The following is an 11,891-nucleotide window of genomic DNA, read 5'->3' on the forward strand; positions in this document are numbered from 1 at the left end:
TGCTGACGATCCCCTCCACCGGTGGCGACCCGCGAATCCCGGGCCGCGACTGAAGGCATTCCGCAACTTCTGATAGCCCGACTCACCAGCACGCCCGACCGCGCCCCCGACCATGCCTTGGCCCGAGCACCCCGGAACGCGGCGACGGGCTGGGGGATTGAGGAGTTCCGCGCCTCTTCAGACACGCCGCCGAGCTCAACGCCGACCTGCTCAGGCTCTTCGCCGAGTCGCCGGTACCTGTGAGAGAAGGCATGCTCACATAGACGGACAGCGTGCCGGGATGCCTCAGTCCGCTACACGTGGAGCGCATTCGGGGGCAAGGGCGTAGATGACCGCCGGGCCAGCACGAAAGGACGCACATCGACATGGCGAGTGCAGCACTCAAGAAGGTCCTCATCACCGGAGCGGGCACCGGCTTCGGACATGAAGCCGCGATGCGCTTGGCGGAAAAGGGCTTCGACGTGATCGCCGCGGTGGAGATCTACGCCCAGGTCCAGACGCTGAAGCGGCAGGCGGCCGAGCGAGAGGTGAACCTGCAGGTCGAAAAGCTCGATGTGACCAACGACGGTGATCGCCGCAAGGCCCTCAACTGGGGTGTGGAGATCCTCGTGAACAACGCAGGAGCCGGCGAAGGCGGCTCCACGGTCGACATTCCCGCACCGAACATCCGGCACCAGTTCGAGGTAAACGTCACCGGACCGCTGCTCCTCACGCAGGGGATCGCCAAGCAGATGGTCAAGCGTGGCGCCGGAAGAATCGTTTGGGTCTCATCCCGGGAGGGTCTGAACGTCAACCCCTTCACCGGCATCTACTCCGCTTCCAAGCATGCCATCGAGGCGATCGCTGAAACCATGGCCTACGAGCTGCAAGAGCACAACATCGAAGTCGCCACAGTCAACCCGGGGCCATTCCTGACCGGCTTCAACGACCGGATGTTCCAGACCTGGGAGAGCTGGGAGGACGACCCGTCTCAGCGGCTTTTTGACTACTCCAAGCTCGCCTTCCCCCGAGCGCAGTTCGATCCTGAAGCGGTCTATGCGACGTTGACGTCCGTCGCTGCCGGAGAGGTCGACAGTTTCCGCAATCTGGAGCCCAAGTCGATGATCGAAGAGACCAAGCGCCTCCAGCAGGCTCCTTGGGAGCGCAAGGTCACGGATGGCCTCGGGACCAGGCATCAGGCCATTCAGCACTCCTACGAGATGCAGCCTGAAACTCCCGTCGCCGGCTGACGACCGCCCGCCCGACCGACCGCAGTCCGGCCCGAGATGCGCTGGAGCCGCTCACAGCCGAGTTCACGTTATGCGCTGAGGAAGTGGACGCGATACGCCGAGGAAGTGGACGCACATGACCGTCTCTGGGATATCGAAATCAGGCAAGGGCGGACTGGCCCTCGGAGTGGCGGTGCTCTCCGCCCTGACCTTGGTGCCGGCTGACGCCGCAGACGACGTCGGCAGGGCGTCGGAGGGTCAGAAACCGACCGTGGTGCTCGTGCACGGAGCATTCGCCGACGGCTCCAGCTGGAACGCCGTGGTGCAGCGCCTGCAGCGGGACGGCTACCGGGTCATCGCCCCGCCCAACACGCTGCGCGGCATACCCCAGGACTCGACGTACCTCAACAGCCTCCTGAAGACCATAAAGGGGCCGATCGTTCTCGTCGGACACTCCTACGGCGGTGAGGTGATCTCGCAGGCCGCAGCCGGTGTCGACAACGTCACCGCACTGGTGTACGTCAACGCGATCATGCCGGACAAGGGGGAGTCGTTCGCCAGCCTCTCGGGCAAGTTCCCGGCCGCCCCGATCGCCCAGGCTTTCAAGCAGGTGCCGTTCCGCAACGGCGACGGCACGACGGGCACCGACGTGTACATTGAGCCCACCAAGCTCCACGCGACCTTCGCCCAGGACCTCTCACAGCAACAAGCGTCCGTCATGGCATCGACACAGCGCCCGATCGCGCAGTCGGCGTTGACCGACAAGCTCACCGAGGCGGCCTGGCGGGACAAGCCGGTCTACGTGCTCGTCGGTAAGCAGGACCGGGCCATAGACCCGAGCCTCGAGCGGTACGAGGCCAAGCGCGCGCACGCGCGCAAGACGGTGGAGATCAACTCCTCGCACGTGTCCCTGGTCTCCCACCCCCAGGCGGTCACGGATCTCATCGTCAGCGCGGCCCGCGACTCCGGTCACCGGTAGGTGAACGGACAGCACCCGAGCAGCGCACGGCCTCTCGCCGAGGTACTGCAAAAGAGGGGAGCCTAAGACTGACGACTCATCAGGAATGCGTCAGCCGCTGTCTGCTCCTTTCGCACCGATCCAGACACGCCGGCGGACGAACCCCGGCGTTCCCGACCTGAAGGTGGTCCTCGAGCGGAGTCGACGGCGGCGAGCGCTGCGGCATCGGAACCCGCCCAGAGAGTCGATGGCCGCCCTGGCCGGGAGTCGCAGTCTGTCACCAGACATCGCGCGAAATGCGATGGGCGGGCCATTCCCCGGACTCGCCACCTCCTCAGTTCGCAGGAAACAGACTGTGTCTCCACTGTGTAATTCCTGTGTTCCGCGGGTTAGTGGGGCAGGTAATGATCTGTACTGCGCAGATTGAAATCTCACCCAGGCCAGTCAAAGGATTTCCCTGAGTCTCACAAGAATTTCCTTGAAATCGGGCCTCTTTGGCGTGGCGAGCTCGTCTGGTATCGAAGACTGCTGGGCATGGCAACAACTGTCCTCGACCTGTCCGCCCGCCCTACCAGTGCCGATCGTCGCGCGCCCTGGAGATCGCCGGTGGACCAACCCGTGTACGCGCGCCCCGCGCTCCTGGTCATCACCGTACTCGCGGCCGTGCTCTACACCTGGGGGATCGAGCACAGCCAGTACCACACGTTCTACGCGAACGCCGCTCGCAGCATGACGGAGAGCTGGAAGGCCTTCTTCTACGGCTCTTTCGACCCTGGCAATTCCATCACACTGGACAAATTGCCGGGATTCCTGTGGCCGCAAGCACTCTCCGCTCGCATCTTCGGATTCCATCCATGGGCGCTGACTCTGCCTCAGGTCATCGAGGGAGTGGCGAGCTTGCTGGTCCTGCACCGTTTGGTGCGCCGTTGGGCCGGCGTACCGGCGGCGCTGATCGCCAGTACGGCGTTTCTGGTGACCCCGGTCGCCGTGGGACTCTTCCGCACAGCGGTCGAGGACCCCGCCTTCACGCTGTGCGTGCTGCTTGCGGCTGAGGCCACGCAACGCGCGGCCCGGGACGGCCGACTGCGCCCGCTGATGTTCGCCGGTGTGTGGGTCGGGCTCGGCTTCCAGGCCAAGATGCTGGAGGCGTGGGCAGTGCTTCCCGCGCTCGCTCTGGTCTACCTGATGTCGGCGCCCATCGCGCGGCGGAAGCGGCTCGCGCATCTGGGCCTGTCGGCCCTGGTGATGACCGCTGTGTCGGCGTCCTGGATGCTCGCCGTCACGCTCACCCCCGCCAAGGACCGACCCTACGTGGATGGCACCACCAACAACTCCGCGTTCAGCATGGTGGTCGGCTACAACTTCCTGAATCGCTTCTCGTCGCTCGGCATCAGCGCCGCTTCCACGGGCAGTGTGAGCGCGACGCAGGGCGGCGGGGGCGGCCATGGCGGGCCGAACGGGGCCGCGGGTGCCAACCGGATGGGACAGGGCGGCCCGGCAGGGCAGTACGGCCTGAACGGCGGGTCCGGTGCCGGCCGGTACGGCGGCAGCGGCCGGCAGGACGGAGCCGTCCAGGGGAATGGCCAGAAGAACGGCACCGGAGCCATTCGCGGCACCCATCACCGGCACACCGGTGTGGCCGGCGCGCAGGGCAGCCAAGCCTTCCAGGGGCAAGCCGGCGGTCAGGCCGGCGGATCCTGGGCAAGCGCCAAGGGCCAGGCCGGTGGCGGTAGTGGTGGCGGCCTGGGCGGAGGCCAGAACGGCTGGTCCAAGATGTTCGACACGGCGCTCGCTTCGCAGACCGGTTGGCTGTACCCGATCGCCGCCATCGCCCTTGTCTGCGGTCTGCTCTGGCGCCGGGGCAAGCCGCGCACCGACCGGATCCGCTCCGGGTTCGCGCTGTGGGGCACCTGGCTGATCACATACTTCATGGTCTTCAGCGCGGGCAGCGTCGGCGGCCACACGTACTACATGGGCGTGATCGCGGTGCCGCTCGCCGCGCTCACCGGGGGCGGCGTCGCGCTGATGTGGCGCGCCTTCCGGGCCGGCGGCCGACGCGCCTGCGTGCTGCCGGCCGCGGTGGCGGCGACGGCGACGTGGAGCGCGTACCTGGCCGGCGAGTTCCCGTCGTTCCTGCCGTGGCTGGGGCCCGCGGTGGGCGTACTCGGTCTCGTCGCCGTCGTTCTCCTGGTGCTGTCCCTTCCTGGTCGCGCCGCCTCCGGCGGGCGGCTGGCCCTCGCCGGACTGGCCGCGTCCCTCGCGGCCGTACTGATCGCGCCGAGCGCGTGGGCAGTGCAGATCTTCAACCCCTCGTACGGTAGTTCCGGCATGGGTGCGGTCGGCCCCTCCGGCATGAACCGCGGCCACCGCTCGGTGACTTCGGCGGCCCCGCGGATCGGCCGGACGCCCTGGGGAGGCGGCACGGCGCGGGACATCGGTGCGGGCCGCCGAGGCATGGGCGGCTTCGGCGGCTTCAGCGAGGACGGCAAACTCACCGCAAGCCAACGGAAGCTGCTCGACTACACCACCGCGCGTCGGGGTTCGGCCGCCTATGTTTTCGCCGCCACTAGCTGGAACAGCGCATCCCCCTACATCCTCGGCACCGGCGCGCGTGTTCTGCCGCTGGGCGGTTTCAGCGGCAAGGTGCCGTTCCCGACGGAAACGCAGTTCCGGCAGCTGGTCAGCTCCGGCAAGCTCCAGTACGTGCTGCTGGGCGGCGGCCGCGATATGGGATCACGGTTCGGCGGCGGGACGACAACCAGCACCGAGATCACCGACTGGGTGCGGTCCACCTGCACCCACGTCCCCGCTACCGCCTACGGAGGCTCGGACTCCTCCGGCGCCGCCTCCACCGCCCCGGACGTCACCGGCGCGGCTGAGGGAGAAGCCACCGCACAGACGCTGTACCGGTGCGTCCCCGGCCAGTGATCTGATCAAGCGGTTCTGGCAACCGCCCGGACGGCCCCTGCCCGCGCGACCTGCGGGGCAGGGGCCGCCACCCCGCCGGTTCCCGGTGGAGCAGCATCTCGCGTTCGGCCAGGTCGGGCCGTAGCGACGCGGTTGCACTCAGGGCATGCCGCCCCGCCGGTCTCGTCGTGCCTCCTGGCGTGGAAAGTGATACGGGGGCAGAGGGGCGAGGAACCTGGCGACATGAGGGCTGGTCATCGAGCCGACCGCCGAGGCCAGGCAGAGCAACCCCTGGAAGCACACGTGCCGGCGCACATCACCGGACCTCGTGAGGAGGCGCTGGCGGAACCGGAGGGGCAGGCGCGGAGCCATTCGCCCGAGCACCCCAGAGGCACCAAGCACCGTCGGCTGGGAAGGGCGACGGGTTCCTGCTTAAGCAAGTGACGCGTAGCCCCGATACGCGGCTTCGTTGCCTCGGCCGCGCTCCGCGAGTCCCGTGGTCAGGCACTCCAGTACGGGCTCGGTCAGGCGTTCGCAGAGCAGGACGACGGGCATGCCGGGCGGGTAGGGAGTGATCATCTCGGCGGCGATCCTGCCGGGAGCCCGGTCGGCGGGGGCCTTTGCATGCCGGGTGCAATAGGCGTCGCCAGGCAGCGTGACCTGCTCCATGGGGGCAGGTCACCGTCAGCATGGTGGCCTTCACCGACAGAGAACTGCCGCACGTCGAGAAGAACGTGTGGTCGGCTTGCACCGCGTCGGCCATCAGCTCCTCTCCTCGGCCCGTCCCAGTGCACGGGCGCGGGCGAGCAGGTCGTCGAGGCCGCTGTTGGCCAGGACGTCGCCGAAGAACACGGCGTCCCAAAGTACGGCCCGGGCGCGCGGCTCCGCACCACGGGCCTGCTTGTGCCCGGGTGGCGTGAAGCCCAGCTCGTCGGCTCGTGATTGCGAGCGAGCACGTCGAGGACGGGTGCCTCACCGTGGTTCAGACCCATGGGTGACCCGTTCCCGAAACGGTGGTCGACATGTCCGGTGGGTCGTCCGGACGAGTGACGGATGACGGCTGTGTGCGTACCTCTTCGACAGCGCGCCCGATGGAATGGCTCATGCGTCACGTCACTCGCTGGGTCGCGTCCGGCGCGCGCTGTGGGTGCCCGAGTGCCAGCGTGGTCTGCACAAGCGAAGCTGATCGAGACGGAGCGGGTGCTCGTGGCACGTGCGATCTGGACCGGCCTGTTACCTTTGGGGCTGGTCAGCGTTGCGTCGGCTTGTTCGCCGCGACCGAGGACCACACGGTCCACCGGAGCCCGGCCTGCTGTGTCGTTTCGAGATGAGTTGTCCTTCGGCGACGAAGCCAGGCGGAGGCAGTGCCTCTGACCTGGGACAACTGGGTTGACTGTCAAACAGCCCATCTCGGTGAGCGCACGGTGAGGCAGCGCGGTGGGCATCCGACACCAGTTACGAGGTAGTGACAATCGGGGGTCAACTTCTTGGCGCGCCAGCCTCTCTTCTTCGGTGAAAGTGCATCAATTAGTTAGCTTTGAATCCTAGTTGGTGCAAAGGGAGCAAAGAGATCCAAGGAGACCCGAGCATGAAGCTTGGTATGAAGCGGCTCGTGGCGGTCGGCGCGCTGGGCGTGACCGCAGCAGCGCTGGCGGCATCCCCGGCGTTCGCGAAGAGCGACATCTCGATTCAGGCCACCCCCCACACCGCGCATGCCGGTCACGTGGTGAAGGTGCATGGCCAGGGCGATGACGACGCTGAGCCGTACACCGTGCTCGTCATACAGGAGCGGTCCGGCAAACCCGGCCACTGGGGCCACTGGCAGGCCGTCGCACGGAGCTTCAACGGCAATGCACGCGCAAACATCAAGACCACGCACACGGGTGAGCTGCAGTTCCGGTCCGTTCTGTATTCGACCGACAAGCGCCACCAGCACGCGAAGACGGATCGCACTTCCATGCCAGTGACCGTCCGCGTGGTCCGCTGACCGACGCAAGAGCACCGCACGCTGATCGACCGGCTTCACCGGAACGACACGGCCGTTCCGGTGAAGCCGGCACCATTCCCCGCCCGCCCGCGGTGTCCGCACTGCTGGCCTGATGAGGAGCATCCGAGCATCCGCGTACAGCACCTCGACGTAGGGCCCATCGATGTCCCTGTGCAGTGATGTCACCCCAGGCTCAGACACCCGAACCGGGGACTCGGTGTGGGACTGCCAGGAGGCTCGCCTGGTGGGCGACGCGAACGAGGTCTCCCACCAGACCTTGCTGCACTGGGGCTTCGTACTGGTGTTCGTGACCTTGCCCTGGAACGTGGCGGCATCGTCGTGCTGGCCGTGGTGGCGGTTGCGGCTAGATCGACGGCGCCGGCCGGGTGCGGCTGGACTCCCTGATCGAGATCGGCGCCTGCGCTCGGCCCGATCTCCGTACCGGTATCTCAGGCCATCCCCTCCGTCGGGTTGTCATGAAGGCGCAGCGCGAGGGCCGCGACGTCGTCGTCGAGTCCGCCACCGCTGTGCTGGAGGAGATCCCGATGAAGGGTGTCGAGCAGTTCCCTGGGGTCAGCTGAGGTCTGGCGACGCATCCAGTCCTGCAAGGGAAAGAACTCGCCTCTGCTGTTGCGGCTCTCGATGACGCCGTCGGTGTAGAAGAGCAGCTGGTCACCGGAACAACAGATGATCGTGTCGGTGATGTAGTCGGTGCCGATGAGTGCCGCAAGGTTGAGCATCGGCGAGGCGGCGGTGGGGTTCAGGACGTGGAGTTTGCCGTGGCGCAGGAGCAGTGGGGGAGGATGTCCGCAGTTGAGGAGCTTGATGCGGCCTCCCTGGTGCGGGAACTCGGCGAGCGCCACGGTGGTGAACTGCTCCAGCAGTTCCCCGGTGGGGAGTGTGCAGCTGTGGCGGGTGCTGCTGACGTCCAGGCGGTGGACGATGCCCTCCAGGGTCGGTTCGTCGTATGCGGCCTCCCGGAAACAGTTGACCACCGCCGCAGCCGCGCCTACGGCGGGCAGGCCTTTGCCCCGCACATCGCCGATGATCAGTCGCACACCGTACGGGGTGGAGACGGCTTCGTAGAAGTCCCCGCCGATGCGGGCCTGCGCGGCGGCTGCGACGTACATCGACTCGATCTCGATGCAACCGACCCGACGAGGCAGGGGGCGCAAGAGGACCTTCTGTGCCGCTTCCGCAACCAGGCGGAGCTGGACGTACGCCTGTTCCCTCTGGATACGGACACGAGACGCGTACGCGGCGGCCACAGTGACCGTGGCAATGGCACCCACGGTGAACCAAGTGCCCAGGTCGGGGTAGACAAGGCTCAACCCGATCATGATCGCAACGCAGACCGCTCCCAGTACGACGGTGGGCAGCACGGGCCAGACGGACGCCGCGAGGGCGGGTGCCGCAGTCAGGAGGCGACTGAAAGCGATCTTTCTCGGAGTGGAGAACGCCAGGCCCGTGATGACCGCGGTCAAGATCACCGGTGACAGCAGGGCAGGACTCCACCGTCCACGAAAAGGACGACGAGGCCACATCCATCCAGTCCGGAGCACGAAAGAGAGCATATAAGCACATACCGGGTGAAGCGGAATTTGGACGCGCCGCTGAAGCGGGCCGACGAGAGACAGGGCCGGGGCGTGCCTCGTTTCCTGAGTCGCCGGTCGGGATGCCACGGCCCTTGGTCGGCCCCAGTCCCCCATACAGCGGTGCGGGCCGCACACCGGCCGACAATGACCGGTGGTCTCGCTGCATTCCGAAGCAAGACACACCACAAGGGCGTGGCAGGCTGCCGCGCCCTCGTGGTCATGGGATGCTGGTCGGCGTCGGCGGTCAGTATCGGGCGCCGACGGGGGCGGTCAGGGCGGCCTCCGTGGTCCGCGCTCATCTCGGACGGGCCGATGCGACGCGCCTTGCCGACGGTGACGGTCTCGGCCACGGCGTCCCAGACCTCCTCGATGGGCACCTCGGGGTCGACGCGGTGGAGCTGGTGGAGGTCGATGTGGTCGGCACCCAGCCGTCCGCTTCCGAACGGGTGAACCGCTCATAGATGGTCTGCCAGGGCCATACCGTTCGGGTCGGTCCGGCCGTGGTGCCCCGGTTCGCAAGCGCCAAGCATGACAAGGTCCGCACCCGGGCGGCCGACCATCAGGCCGCGCTGGTCTTCCTGCCGACCCGTGGCTCCTGGCTGAACCGGATCGAGGGCGAGTTCGCCGCCCTTCGCCCCCTCGCCCTCAACAGCCTCGGGGAACTCCCCGCCCACTGTCCAAGGCAATACTCGAACAGGGCTTGATGAGCACTGGGCAGGAGTTCCACAGCTCCACCCCGGCCGTGATCAGTTCCAGTACCGCGTGTTGCTCCTCGGGAGTCCATGCCGAGCACTCGCCTCCGAACAGCTTCTCGTAGGCGCTGTTGTGCACCGCGCTCTGCCGGGGCAGCCGGTGGACCTCACCGAGTCCTCGGGCCAGATCTTCGAAGAAGTTCCACGCATCCAGCAGCGCACCCGGGGGGACGCGTCGGCGCTCCGGGGCCTCCAGCCAATGCTGGACACGGACGAGTTCCAAGGTGTCGGTCTCGGAAGCGGCCAGTCTCCGCCCCCGCCGTCTCACATACACCCGCGCCTGCCGAACAGTCATGAACATCGGCACCTGACAGTGATCGGCGTCTGGCAACGCCAGCACCCGATCGGGTTCGTCATCCCTGCCACCGATCCACAGAACTACCCCGCTGCGGCCGAGCCCCCGCACCCGATACGCATAGAGACTCCCACTTCCACCCCCGCGACCGGCCGCAAACACAGCTGCCATCTCGATCTTTGCCACGCACTCACACTGGCACGGCCTGCGAGGCCCGTCGCGGAATTTCTCCGCAGTGTCTGGCATCATCAGGCAGCCTGGCGAGGTCCATTACCTGGCCGACGAGTCGAGCAGAGCCACTGGCGCACCCTTCTTTCCGTGCAGCCGGTCGCGGAGTTCGGTGAGCAAGCCCGTCACCTGCCGACGGCGGGTGAACCCGTGCAGCCGCCGATACGGCGGGAAGCAGCAGCGCAGGTTGACCCATTTGGCGTCGTCGTCGACGACTTAGCGGACCGCGTCAGGAACCCTGTTCGACTGGTCAGGTCTGTCGAACGGTGAGCGGACGGCGTCTCAGCGCAGTACCGCCGCCAGCAGGTCCGTGCCCAACGTGGTCAGGGCGTGCAGGTTGAGGGTGTAGCGGACGTAGCGGCCGTGGCGTTCGGCCGTGAGGAGGTCTGCGCGGCGCAGGACGGCGAGGTGGCGGGAGACCTCTGGGCGTGACAGCTCCCAGGCATGGGCCAGCTCGCTGGTGGTGTGCGGGCCGCGGGCCAGAGTGCGCAGCAGTCGCAACCGTACCGGGTGGGAGAAGGCCTCCAGCCGTAGGCTGACCGTTTCCAGTGGTATCGGTTCCGATGGGGTCGGCTCGGCCACGGGGTACTGCACCACCGGCTGCCGCTTCCCACGTTCACTGAGGATCTCTGTGACGGCTTCGGTGCCCAGCTATACCCCGGCAGCATCGCCACGGACCGCAGATCGCAGTATTGGTCCGGGCCTTTCGACGCCCATAGGCTAAAGACGCCGGAAGAGGAGAGGCCATCGGATAGAGCACTCTCCAGCACTGCAAAGCGGCCCATCCACCAGGTTCGGCAGGCCGCTGACGACTCACGGGACGTCAATCACTGGTTCAGTTTCCTTGCACCCATTCCGTCTTCGCTTGCGGGCACGAACCGTCTGGTGGTGCCGGTCTGCCCCTACGTTGTCGAGGCTGCTCCGGCCTCACCCCCAACCCGGGGTTCGGCCTGCCTCCAGCTTCAACCGGTCCCTGCGAGGACCGGCGGTGGGCCTCTCATCCCGCGAGATCCATCAGCGCCTCGTGGCGCACAGCCCACCTCGTCGATCACGAGGACGCTGGGGCGGAGGTAGCTGGTGAGCTTGCTGATCAGCCGGCCTTGGTCCTCGGCGGCCTTGAGGTGGCGGGCCATGTCGTCGAGGCTGGTGACGTAGATCGAGTAGTCGGCCCGGCAGGCCGCGACCGCGAGGGCGACGGCGATGTGTGTCTTGCCGACCCCGGGCGGCCCCAGCAGGGCGACGTTGGCCTTGTTCGCGACGAAGGAGAGGGTGGCCAGGTGCTTGACCTTGCGCGGGTCGAGTTCGGGCTGGAAGGAGAAGTCGTAGTCCTCCAGTGTCTTGTGATGCGGCAGCTTCGACAGCCGCAGACCGTTGCGGAAGCGCCGGTCGTCGCGGACCGCGAGTTCCTCGGACAGCACCAGGTCGAGCAGGTCGAGGTAGCCCATCTTCGCCTCGTCGGCCCGCTGGATGTACTGGTTCAGGGCCTCGGCCAGATGCGGCAGGCCGAGCTTGACGGCGGTGGTGCGGATGCGGGTGCTGGTCAGCTCGCTCAACGGGCGTCCTCGGTCGGGGTAGGTGAGGTGAAGGGTCGGGTGCAGGTCAGCTCGTCGTAGACCGACAGCGGACGGCGGCCGACCTCGACACTTGCGGCTGCGGACCGGTTCAGCAGGGCCTGCAGCGGTCCGGTCCGATCGCGTCCCATGAAGTGGTGTAGCCGGGCGTGGTCCCGGAACGCGCGGGTGTCTGCCCGGGGCGTGCATCCGCTGACGGTGCGTGCTCCCTGAACAAGGGCAGGCCATCGCGCAAGTCTCTCTGGTGAACGGGCAGTTCGACCGGAGGAGCGCGCGATGGCCTTGTCCCAGTCTGAGTGCGTTGTGGCAAAGGGAGTCCCTGTTCGATGAGCAGGGGCTTCTTCGTGTGCGGGGCGTGATCGCGGAGGGGTAGGGGCAGGCAGCGGACGG

General features: G+C 67.2%; 9 protein-coding genes and 3 pseudogenes. 4 read left to right on the forward strand and 8 right to left on the reverse strand.

Features of this window, described 5'->3' with window-relative positions; genetic code table 11:
• Nucleotides 1–365 precede the first annotated feature (365 nt).
• The 3 genes from ACFYX0_RS35040 (at nt 366) to ACFYX0_RS35050 (ending at nt 5,094) form a co-directional block, all read left to right on the forward strand.
• Complete coding sequence (locus tag ACFYX0_RS35040) at nt 366–1,229, forward strand: SDR family oxidoreductase (RefSeq protein ID WP_388976614.1); 864 nt, start codon at nt 366–368, stop codon at nt 1,227–1,229.
• Nucleotides 1,230–1,344: 115 nt separating this feature from the next.
• Entirely contained in the window at nt 1,345–2,187 is an 843-nt protein-coding gene (locus ACFYX0_RS35045) for an alpha/beta fold hydrolase (RefSeq protein ID WP_388976616.1), read from the forward strand.
• A gap of 513 nt (nt 2,188–2,700) precedes the next feature.
• On the forward strand, nt 2,701–5,094 hold the full coding sequence (locus ACFYX0_RS35050) for an ArnT family glycosyltransferase (RefSeq protein WP_388976619.1): 2,394 nt from the start codon (nt 2,701–2,703) through the stop codon (nt 5,092–5,094).
• Nucleotides 5,095–5,505: 411 nt separating this feature from the next.
• Here ACFYX0_RS35050 and ACFYX0_RS35055 read toward each other — a convergent pair whose 3' ends face one another.
• Both ACFYX0_RS35055 and ACFYX0_RS35060 read right to left on the reverse strand, forming a co-directional pair.
• Nucleotides 5,506–5,742: a hypothetical protein gene (locus tag ACFYX0_RS35055; RefSeq protein ID WP_388976622.1), complete on the reverse strand. Its 237-nt coding sequence runs from the start codon at nt 5,740–5,742 to the stop codon at nt 5,506–5,508.
• Nucleotides 5,741–6,065, reverse strand: a pseudogene (locus ACFYX0_RS35060) (ornithine decarboxylase); the annotation flags it as partial. The pseudogene ACFYX0_RS35060 and the gene ACFYX0_RS35055, both read right to left, overlap by 2 nt.
• A gap of 596 nt (nt 6,066–6,661) precedes the next feature.
• Between ACFYX0_RS35060 and ACFYX0_RS35065 the strand changes: the two are divergent.
• Nucleotides 6,662–7,060, forward strand: a complete 399-nt coding sequence (locus tag ACFYX0_RS35065) for a hypothetical protein (protein WP_388976624.1) — start codon at nt 6,662–6,664, stop codon at nt 7,058–7,060.
• 449 nt (nt 7,061–7,509) lie between these two features.
• On the opposite strand, the gene ACFYX0_RS35070 is transcribed toward ACFYX0_RS35065, so the two are convergent.
• From ACFYX0_RS35070 to ACFYX0_RS35095, 6 genes and pseudogenes are all read right to left on the reverse strand, one after another.
• Nucleotides 7,510–8,550 carry a PP2C family protein-serine/threonine phosphatase gene (locus ACFYX0_RS35070; protein WP_388976627.1) on the reverse strand — a complete coding sequence of 347 codons (1,041 nt, stop codon included), beginning with the start codon at nt 8,548–8,550 and terminating at the stop codon, nt 7,510–7,512.
• Entirely contained in the window at nt 8,547–9,032 is a 486-nt protein-coding gene (locus ACFYX0_RS35075; protein ID WP_388976630.1) for a hypothetical protein, read from the reverse strand. The genes ACFYX0_RS35070 and ACFYX0_RS35075 overlap by 4 nt, the downstream gene beginning before the upstream one ends.
• 268 nt (nt 9,033–9,300) lie before the next feature.
• Nucleotides 9,301–9,702: a hypothetical protein gene (locus tag ACFYX0_RS35080; protein ID WP_388976633.1), complete on the reverse strand. Its 402-nt coding sequence runs from the start codon at nt 9,700–9,702 to the stop codon at nt 9,301–9,303.
• A gap of 510 nt (nt 9,703–10,212) precedes the next feature.
• Nucleotides 10,213–10,530, reverse strand: a pseudogene (locus ACFYX0_RS35085) (ArsR/SmtB family transcription factor); the annotation flags it as partial.
• Nucleotides 10,531–10,955: 425 nt separating this feature from the next.
• Nucleotides 10,956–11,483, reverse strand: a pseudogene (locus ACFYX0_RS35090) (ATP-binding protein); the annotation flags it as partial.
• A complete protein-coding gene (locus tag ACFYX0_RS35095) occupies nt 11,480–11,632 on the reverse strand; it encodes a hypothetical protein (RefSeq protein ID WP_388976636.1) in 153 nt (50 codons plus the stop codon). The gene ACFYX0_RS35095 and the pseudogene ACFYX0_RS35090, both read right to left, overlap by 4 nt.
• Between the last annotated feature and the right edge of the window lie 259 nt (nt 11,633–11,891).

Origin of the sequence: Streptomyces sp. NPDC002573 (assembly GCF_042889625.1) — a bacterium.
In the GTDB taxonomy this organism is placed as follows: Bacteria; Actinomycetota; Actinomycetes; order Streptomycetales; family Streptomycetaceae; genus Streptomyces; species Streptomyces gibsoniae.

Bases quoted from the DNA above. Each gene is read 5' to 3' on its own strand.
- ACFYX0_RS35040 (WP_388976614.1), top strand. From the start codon at position 366: ATGGCGAGTGCAGCACTCAAGAAGGTCCTCATCACCGGAGCGGGCACC.
- ACFYX0_RS35095 (WP_388976636.1), bottom strand. From the start codon at position 11,632: ATGGGACGCGATCGGACCGGACCGCTGCAGGCCCTGCTGAACCGGTCC.
- ACFYX0_RS35050 (WP_388976619.1), top strand. From the start codon at position 2,701: ATGGCAACAACTGTCCTCGACCTGTCCGCCCGCCCTACCAGTGCCGAT.
- ACFYX0_RS35080 (WP_388976633.1), bottom strand. From the start codon at position 9,702: ATGACTGTTCGGCAGGCGCGGGTGTATGTGAGACGGCGGGGGCGGAGA.
- ACFYX0_RS35045 (WP_388976616.1), top strand. From the start codon at position 1,345: ATGACCGTCTCTGGGATATCGAAATCAGGCAAGGGCGGACTGGCCCTC.
- ACFYX0_RS35055 (WP_388976622.1), bottom strand. From the start codon at position 5,742: ATGGAGCAGGTCACGCTGCCTGGCGACGCCTATTGCACCCGGCATGCA.
- ACFYX0_RS35065 (WP_388976624.1), top strand. From the start codon at position 6,662: ATGAAGCTTGGTATGAAGCGGCTCGTGGCGGTCGGCGCGCTGGGCGTG.